Raw genomic sequence first — 16,507 nt, forward strand, 5'->3', positions numbered from 1 at the left:
ATCATGTAAACTCTGTCACTGGCGGGCGATCAGTGGCGGTAAGATTTTCTTAACGGGCCAAACCCCTTGCCATTCGCGGGATACCGCAGGTTTCCGATCGGTCTGTGACTTCTGAAAGTGGCGTGCAGAGATAACGCAAGTTTCAGAAACTGGTTTCCTTGTTCACGACAATAATCAGGTAGCATCCCTTATTTTGGTAAGGGGACAGTTTTTACGTTGCCCGGCGATGATGCGATAACCCCAAGTGCCACAGACAATATTCCGAATATTGTCTCCATCTGGAGCGGTTGTGAATGTATCGTCGTTTGCCTGGAGAGGAGCCCCGGCCAGCCCATTCTTCCGTCGTAGCGACAGCGGAAGAGATAAGAAATGACGGGCGGCGGGATCAACGCGTCACTTTGGTGCTGCGTACTGCCAAATTGATCGCCGATAGGGCCGAATTTCTTTGCCTGGTGCGCGACGTTTCCGCCACCGGTGTGAAATTGCAGCTGTTTCATGCGTTGCCGCCTGCCAAATCCCTGTTTCTGGAAATGGACGACGGGGAAAAGTATCAGATCGAACATATCTGGACGAACGGCGATTTTGCTGGCTTTCGGTTTCCGCTGAAGATCAACCTGCACCGGATGATTGCCAATCCGGAAAGGAAGTTCCCTCGGCGCCAGCTGAGATTGCGGGTTCCGTTGCAAGGATTCATGCGGTTCAATTCATCGGAAGCTCCGATAGAGTTTGAAAACATCTCCCAGCAGGGCGCGCGCATCAAATGCGACAGGCTGCTGGCGATAGAGCAGCGCGTGACGCTCGATGTGGAGAAATTCCCGCCGATTGTTGCGAAGATCCGCTGGCGCGAACGGCCCTTTTACGGCTTGGTTTTCGAACAGACTTTCCGGTACGAGGAACTGGCCAATCGCCTGTTCCCTGATGGTATCGAGCGGTCGGAAACACGGTCTGTGTGACGCGCAATCCGCGTGGTCTATTCGAGAGGTTCGTAACGCCGTCTGAGCAATGCTTCGGCCTTGCTGAAGGACTGGCTATCGGGCAACCGCTCGATCTCCTTGTCCATCGCCGCTGCCCGCTGCCGGGGCGACCGGTAAATTCTGCTGCGCAGTAGCCCGGGATCCAGCTTCTTCCCTGCACCGCGCCAGAAATCAGGTGCGGTGCGAGGATCGAAGCCGGCATTGTACAGCAGATGGATACTCAGAAGGTCCGCCTCATCCTCCGCTTGCCGGTTCAGGCGGCGATTGCGGCCGAATTCGGCAAGCAACCCGTTTGCCACGTCAGCGGCCTCCAGCCTGTCGCGATGCCGCAAAATGGTGTGTGCCAGTTCATGAGCCAGCAGAACCGCGAGCTGCCCATCGTCGAACCGGTCTAGCAGTGATGATGAGATCTGGATGATTTCCCCATCGGAGTGGGCAACAGTCTTGTCATTCCAGACCACTTCGAACCGGCTTCGACAAACTGGAACGGGCTGGACACTGGCGGTGATCTGTTCGCCGCCTCGTCTCAGGCCAAAATTGATCGGCTGATCGATTGGAAGCGCGGCCAGCGATTGTTCGACCCGATCACGGGGCTCACTCGACTGTCGTGCAGAGGCGTTCCCATCATCCACCGGTGCGCCATTGATAGAGACGAGGCCGTCATTCGCCTGGACGCCTGCTGCGTCCGCTGGGCTGCTTGGCAGGACGGCTTCCACCGATACCGGTTGGGCAAAAAGGAACAGCCGTTGTGCTGCCTCCCTGGCGGAAGGTGCGTATTGAGTCACTGCGTGGAGTACCAGGCCAGTGAACGGCATCGTCTCGTCACACAGGCGGGCATTGCCTTGCGCCAGCCTTTGACCCAACCGGGCGAGTCTGACGTCCTGTTCCCGCAGCCGCAGCAAAGCCTGGTCCAATGGGGAAGCAGCTGTGGCAGGGGCCGCTGCCGCCAATGCCCACAGACAGATCACGATCCCACGGGCAATCCGAAGAAGCGCCGCCCATGCGGGCAGAGTGGACGCGGAGCAGGGGGTGGGGCGAATCACTGTGCGTGCTAACAGGTTTTCAAGGATGATATCCGGTGCCGGGGCTGGTTTTTCAGGATACTAGTACGGCAAATGCCACTGTGAAATGCGGTCCGTCGCATATCTGGGTCATCTCCTAGTAACCTTGCGGTTGTAGGGTTCACCTGCTGTTGATCCGTCTGGCACCTTCATGCAAGGTGTTGGGGAATTTGAAAGTGAGGTGTGCTTATGCATTCTGGAAAAGCCCTTTTTGCGGGACTGGCCGCTCTCTCCTTGGCGATCGTACCTTCGATGGCCGCAGCGAAAGAATCCGCCGCCAACCGGTTGGCGCTCAGCAATGCAGTCATACCGACTGCAGAGCCCCTGCGGGTCGGATCACCAGTGCAAAAATCAGAAAAAAGTATCAGCACTACCGCGTTGGTGGTCATAACAGCGCTTACATTGGGTGGGATCGCTCTCGCCTTTGGCCTTGGCGATGACGACAACTCGCCAGCGAGCCCCTGAGCGTACTGTCAGCTACACGTAAAAGGGCGGCTTTTGCCGCCCTTTTTGTTGTCGTCCCATGATGTGACCGGCGGGAGGCTATCTTTCCGGAAGCCTCGCGATGAAGTCGAGCCGCTTTTGAACGACGCTTTCGACTGTGAGGTTGGAGAGCGCCAGCTTATGGGCCCTGTCTCTCAACACATTGTACAATTCCTCGTCTTCCCAAAGCCGGATCATCTGATCCAGCGCCTGCGCGGCATCGTGGAAGAAGATGCCGTAGTTCTGAACGACGTCGCGGCAGCCGGTCTGGAATGTCGTTACAGGAAAGACCCCCAGTGAAATCGCTTCTGCAAGGGACTTGGAAAACCCCTCCCGCTGACTGGGAAGCACGAAGAAGTCGCCATTCCCCAGATCGGAAACCTTCGATCGGGAGAAGCCGTGGAATTCCACATTATCCAGGGATTCGATCCTGCTCAGGATGAAATCCTGATAATCCGGGCCTTCGTACAGGGCATCGAAATTGCCATAGATCTTGAACTTCCAGCTGGGCATGATCGTCAGTGCCCGCTCTGCAATATCGAGGAATTCCTCAATCCCCTTGTCCCGCATGATCCTGGAGAAATAGATGACATTGGCGCTCTTGCGGGCGGTTACCTTCTTCTCGATGGTCTGGCGGAGAGGTTCGATGCCCGCCCCCGGAAGGACCAGGACCTGGTCTGGCGGGATTTCGACACCGGACAGAGCCGTGAGGTCAGCCGGATCATCGCGGTTTTCAAAGATCAGATAGTTCCATCGCGAAGTCAGGATGAACCGGTAGACGAGATATTTGAACACCCGGTTTGCGAGCGATTGCTTGATGAAGAACGAGCCCAGACCAGTGAAGTAGAAACTCAACTTCCCGCAGCTGGCGAACCTGCTGGCCAGCGCGGTGAGAAGAATGGGTTTGAGCGTGTACACGTCAATGAAGCTGGCCGGGGCCTGCCGCATGAGGCGCCAATAGGTGATGATGGTGGAAAGCGCCCGGTACAGTTGCACCAGCGCGCTGGACCTGTCTTTCGCTTTCAGTGGGACGGAAACTGTCGAATAGCCGGCGGCACGATAATCAAAATCGTCGTTCTCGAAATTGGAGACCAGGGTAACGCGTCCCCCGTCCGCGATTATTTTCGAATAGAACGACGCGAAATGCGACAGGAAGAATGTGCTCTTGTTTATGAAGACGATAAAATCGGATGAGGTAGAACCGGCAGGGTGTTTCCCGTCGGGCATCTGAGATTTTCCTGTTGCTTGTGTTGTCATCGATAATCGGCTGGCAGGGCGGCCGGGAAATTACGGACCTGCCGGGGCGCGAAGGTCAGCGCGCCCTCGCAACGGGTGCAGTGCGTGCGATTGGCCGGCGGGTGCCGGCTGGCGGCGCATTTGCAGGTGCCGGAATGCTGCGCATGTACGAAAATGCCAGCAACACCAGCATCGGGGTGAACATCGTCTTCTGCCTGACCGCCAGCCCCAGATTGGCTGTGGTGTTGGCCAGCAGGGTCCAGGCGATTGCGACGAACACGAACGCGAAGATCCGCTCGAAATCCTGCAACGAGGACTTCCTGCGCACCATGTTGGCGAGGATAGAGAGAAAGCCAACCAGAAGGATTGCGTTTTCAAAACTCACGACTGTCCCCAGCAGGCCGGGAACCTCGGTGAAGAGCGGACGGAAGAGAAAGGCGAACAATCGTTCCGGGATGGACATGTCGGCAATATCGACCGCGCTGCCCCCTCTGAAAGTCGAATATTGCCGCTGTTCCACATAATCCACGATGTCATTGATCGAGGATGCGTCATCGAGCCCGGTGTAATTCAACCCGAGACTGATGGCGAAAGCGGTCACCGGCACCATCAATGTGGCCAGCAGAACCTTGCGGGCCATCGGAATACTCCCGGCCAGGATCGCGGCAAACGCCAGTGCGATTGTCAGCAGCCCGGCCATGTGCGGGCGCACGCAACCCATGGCCACGACTGCGAAGATCAGGACAACTTGCCGGGATCGGATGCGTTGGACCGACCAGAGGATCAGTCCGACGGCCATAAAGGCGATGCTGTCCTTGCCGATCGCCGCGCTCCAGAAACTGAAACCGGGCAGCAGGAGAACGAGGGATGCCAATTGCCTGATCCAGCGGGTCTTGTCTGCAACTGCCGTGCGCAATGCGCTGGCCATTGCGATCAGGCCGATAAAGCCGATCAGATTGTAAACGAGGAATATCCCTTCGTAGGACATTCCCAGTCCACGAGAGAACAGTGCGGTAAACGCGACGACAGCGTCCCCGCCGAGCCCGAACGATGCGCCGGATTCGAGGGAATAGGCGTAATAGGCCCACGTATCGGCGATGTTGTCGCGCGTGTAATCGACGTAAATCAGGCAAAATGCCGTGTGCCAGACATAGAGGAAGAACGCCCAGGCTCTCGGCACCCGGAACAGCCTGTGCTGTGCGATGGCAAACACACCTCCAAGGACGACGAAGAATAGCGCCCAGAGCAGTTGTGAAAGGTCGTTGGCATCGGTGAACATGGATTGGTGTCTCGTTGATCCCGGTCGTCAGCGGTTTTGCGGGCGAGGGCCGCTCAGGTCGCGACGGGCCGTTCGATTCTGATCCAGTCCTGCAACTGGGCCAGATCGCCAGGCGTAAAGGCGCTTTTCCACTTTTCGTCGTTGTCCTTGCGGATCGTGAAATCTTTCAGTCTGGCGGTTGCGTCCTGCCCGGCGTCAAGCCCGGCGAACTTCCAGAGGCGCTGCACGGTCGGGACCGGAGCATTCACGAAATCACTGTACCCGATCTCGATGTAGGTTTCCGGCGTCAGAATGGCTTCGGCCTCTGTCCGAATACTGTTCACGACCGCGCTCCATTGCGCGGCGGCCAGGGCGGGCGGGGAGCCCGTCGCTTCCGCATCAGCGAGAAACCCGGCCCACTGGGCAGGAATGTCGCGATGCCACCACAGCCGCTCGCGCCCTTTGCCGGTGTTCCAGAAGCTGGTTTTCAGCAACGAGGCGACTTGTGCTTCTGCCGTGCGGGTGAGGTGGATGAACCGGGCGTCGGGAAAGAGCGCCTTGAGATACCGGATGCGTCCCGGACCGGTCAGCTTGAGGACGAGATGGCTCCGGCGTTGCAGTGATGCGATCCGCAGCAATCTGCCACGGATGCGCGTTGCCTCCGCTTCTTCAGGCACAGTGTCCCACAGGTAGCCGCGTACAAAGCGCTCCCCCGCTGTCCGGTTCCAGAACCGGAACAGTTCTGTCTTGCGCGGGGCAAGGTTGGTGAAACGGCCCGGCCCGGTTTCGGGCCCGTGCTTGCCAAGGCTGAAGCGGTTTTCCGGGCGCGTAAAGGCCGCGGCTATTAGCCCGAACAGGGGTGTCGCCGAAAGCAGATCGTCATGATTGGTCGCAATGGCTGCCTGAGGATGCGTCGAAAACATATCGAAGCACACAGTCGTTCCGCTGCGCGGTGCCCCAATCAGGAAAATGGGTTGTACGTTGCCGTTCATGCGGGACCTATCCTGTTGGCGAAGTGCTGGCCCAGAGCGCCGCGTAACCGGCGGCCATTCTGTCGAGTGAAAACATGCTTTCGATGCGGGCCCGGCATGCGGCGCTGGCTTCCGCGGTTCCGGCACGCTCGATGGCGGACAGGATCGCAGAGGCAAGGGCATCGGGATCGGACGGCGGGCAGATGTGCCCCGTGCTGTCGATAATCAGCCCGGTATCGCCCACATCGGTTGCGGCACAGATAGTTCCGCAGGCCATGGCTTCGCAGACCACGTTGGGAAAAGCTTCTCCGAACGCGCTGGCAAGAACATGGACGTCCAGCCCATTCATCACGGCGGGAATGTCGCTGCGCCGTCCGCAGAGAATGACCGATTGCCCGACGCCGTTGCGTTCGATCAGACCGGCAAGGGCGGAATTGTCATGCGTCATCCCGGTGCCGATCAGCGCAAGGCGCGCCGCAGGCTGCCGGTCGAGAACGCGGCGGAATGCGGCGAGGAGGTTCCCGTGGTCTTTCTGGGGATCGAAACGTGCGACACAGCCCAGCAGAATCTCGTCATCCGTGATGCCCCATTCGGCGCGAATATGCTGACGGGCATTGGCATCGGGCCGGAATGCGCCGATGTCGTAGCCATTGTGGACCACGGTCAGCTTGCCAGGGGCGTATCCGGCATCGCGATGGACCTGTATCCCTTTTTCGGAACAACTGGCGATGCGTGCGGGCAGACGGCGACTTAGCTGGGCATTGAGCCGGACAATCGCACGTGTCGCCCACTTGGTGCCCTGCCGGTCGAGCGTGGTATTGTGCAGCCCCCAGACGACGCGGCGCACGCCGGCCAGCCGCGCGGCCACGCCGCCCAGAAGATCGCCGTGATACATCCACGTCTGCACTACATCGGGCGCCTGGCGCCGGACGGATTGCACCATTCGCATGAGCCTGGCTGCGGAGGGCAGCGAGGGGGACAATCCCATGGCCTCGACCGCGATCCCGGCCTCGTGGAGCAGAGGGCCATATTTGCCCATGCCCGAGAGCGAGATCACCGAATGTGAGTGCAGATCATCGTACGTCGCCAACCTGTAAAGGACCGCTTCGGCCCCGCCATCGCCAAGGCCGGTGATGATATGGAGAATGTGTGGGCGCTGGTCAGAAGTCATAGTGGAACCGCTCGATATCCCTGGCGTAGGCCCGTGCGACAATATCCCGCATCTCCGGTGTGTAGGCGTCGCGGTAGTCGGGGGCGGCCGATGTTCGATTGAGATGCTCGATGAAGGGGCGGTGTCCCAGCGTGGTTTCGAGAAATCCGGCATAGGACGCCGGTTCTTCCAGGCGGCCCAGGTGGGTAACACCGATGTTTCCCCCGCTACGCAGGATAAAGGCACACTGCGGACGAAACACGGGATCTTCTCGCGAGAGGTCGCGACCGTCCAGCCATTCGACGACGAACCGTTCGAAGGATGCGAATGAGGCGGTGCGGTATCGCTCCGGGACGGCGATTGCCGCGCCGTCCGCCATATCGTTGCCGCTGCGCGCGAAACGATAGGCCGAGAAGGTTCTTGCCCAGGGGTTTCGGGTAAGGGCGAGCGAAGGCAACGAGGCATAGAGCCCCGGTCGGGCGCGCGCGACATCATCTACAGTGAAGTGGCCCATGAAACGACCGTAGATCGCCCGATTGATGCTGGTCCCGCCATTCTTGGGAACATGGATGAAGATCAGTCCGGCCCGCTTCCAGAGGTGCGCACGCCGCTGGGCCAGCAGCCACATGCGCCAGGAACGTGGCAAGGCCCGGCGTGCGAACCCGGTGGACGCGGCAATCGCTTTCGCGTTTATGTCGGACTGATTCATGGTTTGCGGTGCCGATGACATGTCTGCATTGGCGCTCAGGCGGCTACCCGTACATGGCGTCCGAACGCGGTGGCATCGAGCCCCATGCGAACCCGCACCTGCTGATAAAGCGCGGCATTCCAGGTCAGATATGCAATTGCTGTCGCTACTGCCGCACCCAGTGTCCCGAACCGTGGAATGAGCAGAGCGTTCAGCACAAGGTTGACGACGGCGGATAGGATCACCCCGCGCATCACCACCTTTTCGTGCCCTGCCATGTTGAGCAGGAGCATGACCGGCCCGAACCCGGCGTTGGCGAGTTGTCCGGCGGCGAGGATCGCCATGGGCATGTAGGCTTGCGCATATTCGGTTCCGAAAGCCACTTGCAGGATCGTCTGCCCGAACAGCAGCAGGCCAAGAAAGATGAGAAGGCTGGAGCCGAGCGTCAATCGTGCGACGAACGTGACGAGATGTTCCACTCCCTCCCGGTCGCCAGCTGCGAGATATTGGGCAATACGGGGTTGAAGCACGAGGTTGAGCGCTGTGAGCACGGTCGAGCCGAGGATCGCGAACGTGGATGCGACCTTGTAATATCCGACCTCGGCTGCGGGCCTGAGTATGCCCAGCATGATAATGTCGAGATTACGGCTCACGATTTCCGTTGAAGAACTGATGCCGAGGAACAACCCGGCGGAAAGCCATGCCCGGTGGTGATAGGCGGGCGTATCGTCACTGGTGATGCGGGGGGCTGCCCGCGCGAGAAGCAGCGCGCCCGCGAGGAAGGCCAGCAGGGCTGCTGCGGTGTGAAGGCACAATACGCCGATCGCGTTCAGCTTGGTGCCCGCCAGGACGGTGAGGCCTGCCGCGCCGATGAGCAGTGCCGGACGGAGCACGATGTCCGGCCACTGGCCCTGCACCGGGCGGCCGAGGCCGCGAAGTGCCGCACTGCGCAGGCTGCCAAGCGCGAGTAGCGGAACCAGTGCGAGTGCCGCAATCGTGAGCCCGGTCGACAATTCGGCCTGCACCCATGTGTGGGCGGCCCATGCGGTCACTGCCCCGACGCAGGCTGCTGCAAGAATGGCGACTGTGCCAGACCACTTCCAGAGCGCACGCATCTGGCGCAGGCGGCCTTCGTGAAGCAGGCGGGCGGTTTCCCGTACGATCAGGTTGGGCAGGCCGCACTGCACCGGAATCGCCAGGATCATGGCGATGGAGAGAATGTAGCTGTAGAGGCCGTATTCATGCGCGCCCAATACGCGGGCCAGAACCGTTACCAGCAGGAAGGACAGCGCAATTCCCGCCCCGTTCACAGCCAGAACAGCCATGCCGGAGGTGAGAAAGTCGCGGTGGGATCTTGGTGCTCCGCGATTGGTCATGTGATGTGCCGGATCGTCTGCGACCTTACAGACGTTTCAGCGAGAGAGCGGTCAGTTGCACTTCTGAGTCCGATTGCGCGAGCGTGGCGGTTGCCGATAACTGCCATGCCTGGGCCGGGCAGTCTGCCGGTATGGTGAGTGTGAATGTGTGCGTCCGGCTCCCTGAAGCGGCAGGGAGGGAGTGCCGGTCAAGCTGCCTGGAAGGCTTCCCTAAACAGCGCAGGCCCCAGGTCAGGCGTGCTTTCGGCCCAGTTGCCGGGTAGGTGATGTCTTGCATGACCCGATAACGCCCTGGGGGCAGCAGAGTGACCCGTTCTGTTACCACTCCGCTGCGGTTGCTGGCGACGCGGATGGCCAACTGTCCCGGCTTATTGAACGAGGCCGCAACGGGTCCTTCGCCCGTCATTCGCCAGCCCAACGGGCCCAGTCGGGGATCATTGGTCGCCGCTTTCGAAAATCCAAGCTGGTTGAGCGCCTGCGGGTTTTGACCGGGCAGGTTCCCTGCAAGGGTGCGGGCATCGTTCACCTGGCCAGAAGAGATCAACTTCGCGAGAATGATCGGCCATAGAGTGTCGGCCAGTTCCTGTCTCCCATCCGTCTGCCGGATGGCTTGCAGCAATCGAGCCAATGCCAGCGGGTCGGCGCCTTGCGAAATGGCCCGGCGCGCCAGGCGCGAGAACCACGGCCGATCGGCATAGGGTACCAGAGCCGCGCGAATATCCGCATCGTCGAGTGCGACGGCCAGCAATGGAAGAAGCTGGTCTTCGCTTGCCGGATGAACGGTGAGTGCCCGGTCATAGTGAAGCAGGGTTGCCGGCAGGTCACCCGCTTGTGCCTCTTGCTCGATCAGTGCCAGTTGCGTCGGAAGGTCCCGGCGGGACAGCCGTTCTGCAAGGCGCAACTGGGCGAGGCCGGAACCTTTGCCGGCCAATTCGTCCGCCAGACCCAATTGCCGTGGGGCGGCAGGATCGAGCGGAGCGGTGCGCAGGACGGCCCGAGCGGCTTCACGCATCCGTGCGGCCCTGCTGACCGGCGTTTCTCCGAGGGCAAGCGGAGTCATCGTGGCCCGAAGAGCGAACGTGGCATCCTGCGCCCAGACGGGGACCTCCGAGACTGTCTGCACGCGCCACCAGGACAGGGCGGCATTGTGGGCCGCCAGCAAGGCCAGCGCGAGCGTGGCGAATACCAGGAACCAGCGGCGCGGCGAGGATAGTATGGACATCGAATGAAAACGGCTGTCGGCCATGGCGGCAGTGAGCGTCAGGCCCGCTCCCCGCTGCTGCCGCCGTAGGAGTAGTAACCGGCATAGTTGAGGCCATAGTCATGGCCCGCCCGCGCGGTGTCGAGCTTGGTGACCAGTGCGCCATAGACCTGGTTGTTGCCGACCCGGAGGCGGCGCAATGCGTTGCGGATCGAACGGACGGAGGCTTGTTCGGCTTCGATGACGAGGACGCTGCCCTCCACCGTGCGGCCGATCAGCGGGGCGTCGGCCAGGCCAAGTATGGGCGGGGTATCGATGATGACATGATCGAAATACCCGAGCATTCGGGTCAGCAGCATTTCAAGACGATCGGTGCCGAACAGTTCGGCCGCACTGGGTGGTGTAGGCCCGGATGACAGGACCGAAACGCCCTTGATCGAAGTCTGGCGGATCATCTCGTCGATATGGTCGTTGCCGGCGAGCAGCTTGCTTAGCCCTTCCGCATTGTCCGTGCCGACGAGCTTGTGGATCGAGGGGGAGCGCATGTCGGCATCGATCAGCAGCACCTTCTTGCCCGTGCGGCCAATCGCACAGGCAAGCCCGAAGGCGCTGATGGATTTGCCTTCTCCCGGCTGCGTGCTGGTGATGGCCAATGTGCGTGGAAGGCCATGGGCTGTCGCGAGCGCGAGTGTGGTGCGAACACTGAAGTAGGCTTCGGCAAGTGCGGAATGGGGCATCTGGACTTCGTCCGCCGGTTCGTTTTCCGAAAGCGGGGTGGCGCCGAGCAATGGCAGGGCGAGCAGCGATTCCACATTGGCCGGATTGCGGATGCCTTCGTCGATCTGTTCGAGCGTGAAGACACTGCCTGCCGCGAGCACCACGCCGAGCAGGAGCGCGATGGCAAGGTTCTGCGGCAGGCTGGGCGCGGAAGGCTCGTCGGGGATCTTGGCCCGATCGACAATGGCGATGTTGGTCGCACCCACCGATCCGGCGACGCCGATTTCCTTGTAGCGCTGGAGCAGCGCATCATAGAGCTGGCGGTTGGTATCCGCATCGCGCTGGTAGATGTTGTACTGGATGGAGTCATGCTGCTGGCGGTCGAGGCGGCTCTTCAGCGTCTTGACCTGAGCCGCCAGTTCCTGTTCGCGAGCCAGCGCTTCCTGGTAGGTTCGCCGGTGGCTGCCGGAAATGCGCCCGGTTTCGCGTGCGATTGCCGCGTCCAGTGCATCCATCTGTTCCTTCAGCGCGCGGGCTGCGGGATAACCGGGTTCGAACTGCACCATCAGCTTTGCATAGTCCGCTCCCACTTCGGCGCGCTTCTTGCGCAATTCCTGAATCGTGTTGTTGGCCAGTGCGTCCGCGCTGTTTTCCGCCCCCTGCGTGCGGACCCGACTCTCGGCCGCAATCCGTTCCGTGCGGGCCTCTACCAATGCGGCGTTGAGCGCTTCCAGATCGCTCGCAACGAGTGTGCGCGGATCCATGGTCCGTCCGCTGGCATCGCGGCTCGTGCCGAGCGTGACGATATCGCGGCTGGACGCGTAAGTGACAGCGTCGCGTTCCGATTGTTCGAGCCGCGTACGAAGATCCGTCAGTCGTTCATCGAGGAACCGGCGGGCGTCGGCGCTGGAGGCGAACTGGCGGTCCATTGTCGCGCCGATGAACTGTTGTGGCCAGGCGTTTGCGATCCGCTCCGACCATCGCGGGGAACGGCTGGTGTATCGAATATCCACCAGGCGCGAATTGCGGATCGGTTCGATGGTAACATGGTCGAGCAGCAGACGGACTGCCACGCGTTCCCGTTCCCGGAGTTCGTCCGGTTTCAGGGCCGGTTTGCCATTGCTCGCCTGTGCGGTTTCGGGAGGGATGACGCCATGAGCTTCGAAGAAGCCGTCATTGCTCGCAAGCTTGAGATTGCGAACGATGCGTTCGGCCAGGGATTCGGCTTTCAGCAGGGCGTACTGGGTGTCGTAGAATTCAAGGTCGCGCGGAGCGCCCGCTGCTTCCAGACCGGGGACGTTGGTCAGGTTCTGCTGGTCGCGGCTGATCTCCACTTGCGCCCGCGCGGTAAACTGCGGAGCCGCGAGCAAGGTCACGGCCACCCCGATAATCAGGGCAGCACCAATGATTCCCGCGATCAGCCAGCGCCAGCGCAAGGCGGCATGCCAGTATTGCAGCAGCGCCGGAGGCAGCGACAGGCCGTCGTCAAACGTGGTGTCCGGGTAGTGCCCCGGCTCCTGCCCATGGGAAGGTGAAAGCGTTGTCGTGCGCGTCATGTCGGGATGTCCAGGCAAGGGAGGGTCATTTCGAGAGGCGATCGACGCCGATGATGATCGGAGTGGCCAGTGCAGGCACCACGGAAAGCACGTCCTTGAACAGGCGGCGGGCGCTTGAATCGCCAACCATGACCACGTCGTTGGCGAACACTTCCGGGTCGGGATAGACGCCGTGGCGGATGGCATTGAGGTCATAGAGCGCGGCCAGGCGCTGGCCTTTCACCGTGCGGAAAATGACGACATCGTCTAGCCGGGCATACTCGTCCGTCCCTTCGGCCAGAGCCATGGCCCGCATCAACGACATGTGCCCAACGACCGGATAGAGGCCGGGCTTCCGTACCTGCCCTTCGATGGTAACGACCTGACTGACGGTTTCCTTGAGGTTGACCGTCACTTGCGGGTCGCGGACATGGGCGACCCGCAGGCGGCCGGCCAGCAGGGATTCAACCTCGCCGGGGCTGTGCCCGGCGACGGCAAGGGCGCCGACCAGAGGGAACGAGATGCGGCCGCTTGCATCCACCTGCACTTCGCGGCCGGACAGTTCAGGGACGCCGAACACATCGATTGTCAGCCGGTCGAAAGGCCCGACGAAATAATCGCGTGCCCCGGTGGTGAGATCCATGCGGTCCGGCGCGGGCAGGGCGCTGGCCTCGATAACCTTTAGATTGGGGTCGCCACCGATCCTGGGGGTTGAGGCGCAGCCTGCCAGCAACAGGCTGGCAAACAGGGCCGCGCGGCGCGGGAGGGGACCTAACTGCATGAAGAAAACCTCGAGTTGGGGCTGGTCAGGATGTCTTGGGGGCGTGGGCGGCTGGCCGTGGCATGGTGCCAGGACAGGTCGCCCAGAGCAGGGAAACGACAAATATGCAGGACAGCAGCGGCGTGCGTAGCGGGTAATCCCCGCCGCTTGCGATTGCTGCGAGAAAGATCATCGCCAAACCGAGGCGATTGAATTGCGCGGTTCGGTCAGCGGCGTACATGCCGCCTCCGACCTGGCGAACGCGCCAGATGAACGCGGCGATGGCCAGCAGCAGTCCGAGGGCAGCGAGCAGACCGCCGTCCACCAGTATTTCCAGCCAGTCGCTATGGGCGTGGTTGAGGTAGAACGGGGCCAGAAGGGCATCGGGTTCATGCATCTGATAGACCTGAGGAAATGATCCCGCCCCGGTTCCGACGGGGAAATAGGCCAGGATCATGGCTTTCAGGATCGGCAGAGTGGCGAAGCGCAGTTCGTCTTCCGGGCCGGAGGCCAGCAGGCGATTCCACGCAAGCGCCCGGCCAAGCCAAATGGTCAGTGCAAACAGTGCCGCCGCAGCAACCATGAGCATGCCGGGGCTGATGGCCGGGAAGCGGCGGCGATTGTCGCCCGAAGTATCGGCAGGGTGGAGCAGCAGGAATGGCGTGCAAACAAGCGCAACGATGCCGCAGACAAGGCCCGATCTCGATCCGGTAATCAGGATCAGGGGCAACAGCAGCATGCCAAGCAGCAGTGCCATGAACTGGCGCGAACCGAAACGCGCGCGGCAACCGAAAACTGCCAGCAGTCCGACCATCATGGCCAGCAGCAGCGCCTGATGATTGCGGTTGGCGAACAGGCCTACGGCCACGCCATTGTTGGTGATGTCGTAAAGATACAGCGGACCGCGCGGGTTGCCGAGCAGTTGCATCAGTCCGAGCAGGGCGCTGATCCCGCCCAGAGTAAGAACCACGGGCAGGAGGTGCCGCCGCTCCCGCGCATCGAGCTGCACGCCGAGGACCAGGGCCGCCGTCGGGACGAGTGCCGCGAAGAAGGCATTGCGGGTTGCATCGGGCGTAAGGCTGGCCGGGCGCCAGATACCGATGCTGCCTGCCGCACTTTCGATTTCCGTGACAATTTCGCGGCCCGGCAGTTGAGACCAGACTGCTGGCGGAAGAGGGATGAGCTGGATTGCGAGCAACCCCAGGATAGCGGCAGCCATCGCAAACAGGAACGGGTGGGCGCGCAGGTGCGCCGGGGAGAGACGGGACAGGCCGAAGCCGAGCAGGAGAACCGCCAGCGGGCGCAGAAACATCAGGGACGCGACATCGCCCCGCGCGCTGCCGCCCATTGCAAAGACAGCGAGCAACAACAGGCTTAGCCCCCAGAATGCGCCGCTGTGCGCCTCTATTTTCGACCAGGCCTGAGCCGGGGTCATGGGTGGCGGTCGGTCTCTTCGCTGGTAATCGCGCGCTCAAGCGTTTCGATCTGCACTCTCAACCGCTCGTATTCCTCCGTCTTGCGCTGGAACAGGCCGGGCATCTGATCGCGCAGGTACAACAGCTCGAAGTCGAGGCTGTCGTGCCGACTGGATGCTTGCGTGGGTATGCTGCCGATAACGAGGTTCATAGCTACCGCAGTACGGGTGAAGCGATGCTTCCCGCACAGTTCGTTCCGTTGCCTGCCGCCGATAGTCCGGCAGCCTTGCGTTCAATTTTGAACGCTGTCTTGCCGTATCGGGGGATGTGACCCCTCAATGCGACCAAATGGTTACCATGAGGTTATCAGCGGGAGCCGAACCCCGTCACGATCGTGCGGCAAGTCATGAAGACGATCACGATATCGAGCCAGATCGTGAAATATTTGATGTAATAGAAATCGTATTCGAGCTTGCGGGTTGCCGCGTCAGTGAGCGCGACGTTGCCCTGATGAACCGCGGCCCATCCGGAAATGCCGGGGCGGACGCTGTGGCGGTACCGGTAATAGGGGATCGACTGTTCGTAGCTGCGGGAAAGGGACAGGGCTTCGGGCCGGGGCCCGATCCAACTCATTTCCCCTTTCAGAACGTTGAAGATCTGCGGCAGTTCGTCCACGCGCAGCTTGCGCAAGCGCTGTCCGAGCCGGGTGATGCGCGGGTCTGCCTCGCTGGTGTAATGCGGCCCGGCGACGCCAGTGCGCATCGTCCGTAGCTTGTAACAGGTGAATATCCGGCCCTGATATCCGATGCGCTTCTGCCGGAAAATTGCCGGGCCGGGGCTGTCCAGGCGTATCAGGATCGCCGCGACGCCAATGATCGCCAGGCTGGGCACCAGCAATACCAGCGCAGCGAGAAAATCGAGCACGCGCTTGATGCGCAAATAGGGCTGGGATGGAAGCAATTGCCCGAAAACCAGCTCTGGCTTGGAACGCAGCCTGACCCGGCCGATCAGCATTTCGCGAAAATGATCGAAATCGTAGACCGGTATGTTGCGTAGCACTGCGCGGGCGAAGAACCGTTCCCACGCGGGCGGATAGTCCCGGTTGCTGTCGTAAACGATTGCGTCTGCCCCGCGCGGAAGACGGGTGCCATGCCACAAGGTCCAGTCCACTCGCATCGCCAGCAGATCGTTGTCGATCTGCTCGATCCCGACCAGTGCGACGAGCGGCCTGCCAAGGCGTCCGCGCAAGACGACCAGCGTGGAGTACCACATCACGCCGGTCATATAGGCAGTCGTAAAGTGATAATAACTCAGCCGTCGGAAGACGAAGCCGGACATGATCATCACGATTGCGAAGGAAATCACGCAAACCGGCAGAACCATGACTTTCGCGTCGACGAACGGCAGCTTGCTGGTCTTGCGCAGCACCAGGTGCGCAAGCAACAGCGCTGTGGCCGAAGCGTAGAGCATCGGATCGAAGGGATGCAGGGCCTGAGCCCAGGAATGACCATGTGCCAGCAGCGGATGAAACAGTTCCGGAATGACGATTCCGAAAACGAGCGCGCCTGCGATCGCGAATCTGTTGCTGGGGACGAGTATTTCAGCGAGGCGCCGGATCCGAGTTGGCGGGGCCGCGACCTGCTTCTGAAAGTAGGAGAAGTCCGATCTCGCGCTCACCTTAT

14 protein-coding genes are annotated in these 16,507 nt (G+C 61.2%); 1 reads left to right on the forward strand and 13 read right to left on the reverse strand.

The features are described from left to right. Positions 1-293 precede the first annotated feature (293 nt). Positions 294-953: a PilZ domain-containing protein gene (locus MB02_RS14120; protein WP_067538941.1), complete on the forward strand. Its 660-nt coding sequence runs from the start codon at positions 294-296 to the stop codon at positions 951-953. Positions 954-970: 17 nt separating this feature from the next. On the opposite strand, the gene MB02_RS14125 is transcribed toward MB02_RS14120, so the two are convergent. The 13 genes from MB02_RS14125 to MB02_RS14190 form a co-directional block, all read right to left on the reverse strand. After that, the gene (locus tag MB02_RS14125; RefSeq protein WP_082826210.1) at positions 971-2,017 is read right to left on the reverse strand and encodes a M48 family metallopeptidase; all 1,047 of its coding nucleotides are present in this window, start codon (positions 2,015-2,017) and stop codon (positions 971-973) included. Between the two features lie 561 nt (positions 2,018-2,578). Continuing rightward, positions 2,579-3,745: a glycosyltransferase gene (locus MB02_RS14135; protein ID WP_170304748.1), complete on the reverse strand. Its 1,167-nt coding sequence runs from the start codon at positions 3,743-3,745 to the stop codon at positions 2,579-2,581. 85 nt (positions 3,746-3,830) lie between these two features. Continuing rightward, positions 3,831-5,033, reverse strand: coding sequence for a hypothetical protein (locus tag MB02_RS14140; protein WP_067538949.1), 1,203 nt, complete (start codon positions 5,031-5,033; stop codon positions 3,831-3,833). A gap of 53 nt (positions 5,034-5,086) precedes the next feature. Beyond that, complete coding sequence (locus MB02_RS14145) at positions 5,087-6,004, reverse strand: sulfotransferase family protein (protein ID WP_067538951.1); 918 nt, start codon at positions 6,002-6,004, stop codon at positions 5,087-5,089. 7 nt (positions 6,005-6,011) lie between these two features. Next, positions 6,012-7,154, reverse strand: coding sequence for a glycosyltransferase (locus tag MB02_RS14150; RefSeq protein ID WP_067538953.1), 1,143 nt, complete (start codon positions 7,152-7,154; stop codon positions 6,012-6,014). Further along, positions 7,144-7,842 (reverse strand): sulfotransferase family protein, encoded by a 699-nt coding sequence (locus tag MB02_RS17725; RefSeq protein ID WP_067538954.1) that lies wholly within the window; start codon positions 7,840-7,842, stop codon positions 7,144-7,146. Before MB02_RS17725 ends, MB02_RS14150 begins: the two co-directional genes overlap by 11 nt. A 35-nt stretch (positions 7,843-7,877) precedes the next feature. Next, positions 7,878-9,197, reverse strand: a complete 1,320-nt coding sequence (locus MB02_RS14160) for an oligosaccharide flippase family protein (RefSeq protein ID WP_082826213.1) — start codon at positions 9,195-9,197, stop codon at positions 7,878-7,880. A 25-nt stretch (positions 9,198-9,222) separates the two neighbouring features. After that, positions 9,223-10,419, reverse strand: a complete 1,197-nt coding sequence (locus MB02_RS14165) for a hypothetical protein (RefSeq protein WP_156495529.1) — start codon at positions 10,417-10,419, stop codon at positions 9,223-9,225. 38 nt (positions 10,420-10,457) lie between these two features. Next, a complete protein-coding gene (locus MB02_RS14170; protein ID WP_082826214.1) occupies positions 10,458-12,671 on the reverse strand; it encodes a GumC family protein in 2,214 nt (737 codons plus the stop codon). A gap of 25 nt (positions 12,672-12,696) precedes the next feature. Next, positions 12,697-13,431, reverse strand: a complete 735-nt coding sequence (locus MB02_RS14175; protein WP_067538960.1) for a polysaccharide biosynthesis/export family protein — start codon at positions 13,429-13,431, stop codon at positions 12,697-12,699. Between the two features lie 25 nt (positions 13,432-13,456). After that, on the reverse strand, positions 13,457-14,845 hold the full coding sequence (locus MB02_RS14180; RefSeq protein ID WP_067538964.1) for an O-antigen ligase family protein: 1,389 nt from the start codon (positions 14,843-14,845) through the stop codon (positions 13,457-13,459). Next, positions 14,842-15,036 carry a hypothetical protein gene (locus tag MB02_RS17730; RefSeq protein ID WP_156495530.1) on the reverse strand — a complete coding sequence of 65 codons (195 nt, stop codon included), beginning with the start codon at positions 15,034-15,036 and terminating at the stop codon, positions 14,842-14,844. Before MB02_RS17730 ends, MB02_RS14180 begins: the two co-directional genes overlap by 4 nt. Positions 15,037-15,191: 155 nt before the next feature. After that, positions 15,192-16,502 carry a sugar transferase gene (locus MB02_RS14190; protein WP_067538971.1) on the reverse strand — a complete coding sequence of 437 codons (1,311 nt, stop codon included), beginning with the start codon at positions 16,500-16,502 and terminating at the stop codon, positions 15,192-15,194. Positions 16,503-16,507: the final 5 nt, after the last annotated feature.

The sequence above is a fragment of the Croceicoccus estronivorus genome, from assembly GCF_001625325.1.
Classification (GTDB): Bacteria; Pseudomonadota; Alphaproteobacteria; order Sphingomonadales; family Sphingomonadaceae; genus Caenibius; species Caenibius estronivorus.